The following is a 3,026-nucleotide window of genomic DNA, read 5'->3' as shown; positions in this document are numbered from 1 at the left end:
GTTGGTTGTGCCGGCCGGCTGGTTTCCGCAGTTGAATGAGGATATGACCCTGATCTTTGAAGGCGGTTACGTGGTTGAAGCGTACGGCGGCGGGCAGGTGGGCGAAAAATTCCGTCAACTTTTCGATTTTGGAAATGAAAGCCTGCGCCACCGCCGCAACTGTGCCGAGCTGGGGATTGGTACCAATCCCAACGCCCGCAACCCGCAAAACGTGCTGGAAGCCGAAAAAATCAAAGGCACAGTCCATATTGCCGTTGGCGACAGCTCACATCTCGGCGGGGTGACCGAATCCGACCTGCATGAGGATTTTGTCCTGCCGCAGGCCAGTGTTTGGGTGGACGAAGAACGGATATTAGGGTAGTCCCAGCAATTTGACCATGATGAGGAAGATGTTATGCCGTCCAGAATTTTGAAAGACGAACAGGATTGCCGCGATTTTTTGACCGGATTGAAACTGATGGGTACCGGAGGGGGCGGCTCACCCGAAATGGGCCTGGAGATGCTGGCCGAGGCGTTGGCCGAAGGGCTGCAGCCGGGCTGGGTGGATGCGGCTGACCTGCCGGAGGGGGTTTTTACCTGTACCGTCTTTGGGTCGGGTTCGATTTCGGAGCAGACGCCGCGCACGCTGGAAGAAATTCACGCCCTGGCCGGGCGGTTGAACCTTCCGGTGCGCAACGGCTACCGTGCTCCGCAGGCGGCGGTAAATGAACTGGAACGGTACGCCGGCGTGCAGATCGGCGGGATTGTGCCGGTCGAGCTGGGCGCCGCAAACACGCCCGCGCCGCTGGTCACGGCGGCCAGGCTGGGCATCCCGTTGGTGGATGGTGATTACAGCGGGCGGGCTGTTCCGCAGGACATGCAGACCCTTTATTTTCTGAACGGCGTTCCAACCCATCCGGCGGCGATTGTGGATTGGTGGGGGAATGTTCTCATCCTCAAGGAAGCGGTGAACGCAGAAATGGGCGAACGGATCGGCAAGATGCTGGCGGTTGCCGCTTATGGTGTGGTCTATTTTGCCAGTTTGCTGCTTTCCGCGAAGGAAACGCGGCAGAACATCGTTCCCGGTACACTGACTCTCAGCCTGGAGCTGGGGCGGCAGGTGCGCCGGGCGCGCGAGGCGGGCAGCGACCCGCTGGTGGAGGTAATTCGTTTGCTGGAAGGCTGGGAATTGTTCCGCGGCGTGGTCAGCGGTAAGGAGTGGCAGGACAAAGAAGGGGTGATGGTGGGCAGTGTTTTTCTGGAAGGCAGGGGCGCATACGGCGGGCATCGAATGCGGGTCTGGTTTTTGAACGAAAATCACGTCAGCTGGCTGGACGAGCAGCCGTATGTATGCAGTCCCGATTTGATCATTCTGGCCGATCCGCAAACGGGGGAAGGTTACACCAATACCGAAATCAAAGATGGGGACAGCGTGGTGGTGATTGGGGCGAAGGGTCATCCGGCTTTTCGCACACCGAAGGGGCTGCAGTATTTTGCGCCGCGTTATTGGGGTTTCGATATGGACTACGTGCCGATTGAAGAGGTGGTGAGCGGGCGGGCTGAAGTTTATAAATGACGTCAGTTTTGGATAATCTGTTTCGCATCCCATTTTGAATTTTTGGCTGCGCTGTGCCTGCCCCACTACCGCTTTAGCGATTTCGGGGGAGGAGCGGGAAGGGGCAAAATCGCTCGATTTGACGCAAAAGTGAACTATTCCGAACAGACATCCGTCAGGTTATCCGGCTGCGCATTGACCGGTTTTGACATTGAGAGAGCCGTGAACGGTTATCCCCCTCCTATTGACAGAAGACCCGGAGGTTGCTATAGTATTGATAACACCGGGTTGACGAAGGTGTAGTCCGGAACGAGCACGCCGTCGAAAGACGGAGGACTGGAGAGTCTCCGGCCTCCAGGCGTCAACCCGGTAAAGTCTTTGTCCGACAGGCAATTGATTCGCCTGTCGTTTTTTTTCAAGTTTCAAGCCTCTTTTTAGTGTAAAGGTACGGTCGCCGCACAACATCGAAGAGAGCCAAAAAGCATCATTTTGGCGTCCAGTTGACAGATGGGTAAGGGAATGAATTTCATCAACAACGTGAATTCAACTCTCTCTTTAAACTGTCGGCATCATAGGTTTTGCCTTCCAGGTACAGCAGACGCTCGTCTTTGTGAATAGAAATGCTGATTCTTGCTGAATTACCCGGATACTGAAGCAGGGTCAGGGTGAGAAGGTCTTTTTCTTCCTTTACCTCGAGAAGATGCCATAATCCCCCGGTAAGATCGAGCAGTACATACCCCGTAGAAACCTCTTCCACCTTTGGCGCATATACCCAGTGAGACATTCGCATCTCGTGTGGAGTAACGGTTACCCGGATTTGGCCGTCGAAATATGTGTGGATTTTATTCATAGAAAAATGCGCGGGAGACTGCTGCCGTCAGCCCGCAGAGGAATCTTCTCCAATCACATACTCCAGGTCGGCCGCTGCCTGGAGTATGCACTTTAAGGCAGTTTCGTTATCCCCTTCCATGAGGTATTGAATTGCGTTTTCAAGAGTGTAAATTATAAAATCTGAATTTTGCATATCGACTCCGTATCCTGCCGATTTTCCAAATCGTACCTTTAGATTTTCCAGTTTCTCACGGCTCGTACAGCCTGATCTGGTAATCCATCAGCAAATATGTTGCAGTCTGTAAATCCAATGTAAAAAAGCATCCCAGGAGATTTCTGATCGTCATTCCTGACAATGACGGTGCCGGTGAGGACGTTTCAGCATTCACAAGCGGATTGAAGGGGGTGAGTTGCCTGCACAAGCGGTTTGGTTGGCGGGGTTTCAGCCGAAGCGCCCGCAGGGCGCGCAGGTCCTCGTAAGAGGATATCCACAAGCGGATCGAAGGGGGTGAGTTGCCTGCACAAGCGGTTTGGTTGGCGGAGTTTCAGCCGGAGCGCCCGCAGGGCGCGCAGGTCCTCGTAAGAGGATATCCACAAGCGGATCGAAGGGGGTGCAACGAAAGAAAAGAAATTGTCTGGTAATTTCTTGACCCGGTTTCAG

At 54.3% G+C, this 3,026-nt stretch carries 2 protein-coding genes and 1 pseudogene; 2 read left to right on the top strand and 1 reads right to left on the bottom strand.

Annotation, left to right across the window (positions count from 1 at the left end):
* Positions 1-361: pseudogene (locus VAE48_RS16625) on the top strand (hypothetical protein); the annotation flags it as partial.
* Between the two features lie 33 nt (positions 362-394).
* On the top strand, positions 395-1,555 hold the full coding sequence (locus tag VAE48_RS16620; protein ID WP_322794457.1) for a DUF917 domain-containing protein: 1,161 nt from the start codon (positions 395-397) through the stop codon (positions 1,553-1,555).
* Between the two features lie 508 nt (positions 1,556-2,063).
* Here the strand turns inward: VAE48_RS16620 and VAE48_RS16615 are convergent.
* On the bottom strand, positions 2,064-2,318 hold the full coding sequence (locus tag VAE48_RS16615; RefSeq protein ID WP_322794456.1) for a hypothetical protein: 255 nt from the start codon (positions 2,316-2,318) through the stop codon (positions 2,064-2,066).
* Positions 2,319-3,026 lie beyond the last annotated feature (708 nt).

The organism is Bellilinea sp., from assembly GCF_034432615.1.
Classification (GTDB): domain Bacteria; phylum Chloroflexota; class Anaerolineae; order Anaerolineales; family Anaerolineaceae; genus Bellilinea.
Note: the sequence above shows the minus strand (reverse complement) of the source record. Positions and strands in the feature narration are given on the sequence as shown.

What these genes read in the sequence shown, in the direction of transcription:
- VAE48_RS16620 (WP_322794457.1), top strand. Translation starts at nt 395, where the DNA reads ATGCCGTCCAGAATTTTGAAAGACGAACAGGATTGCCGCGATTTTTTG.
- VAE48_RS16615 (WP_322794456.1), bottom strand. Translation starts at nt 2,318, where the DNA reads ATGTCTCACTGGGTATATGCGCCAAAGGTGGAAGAGGTTTCTACGGGG.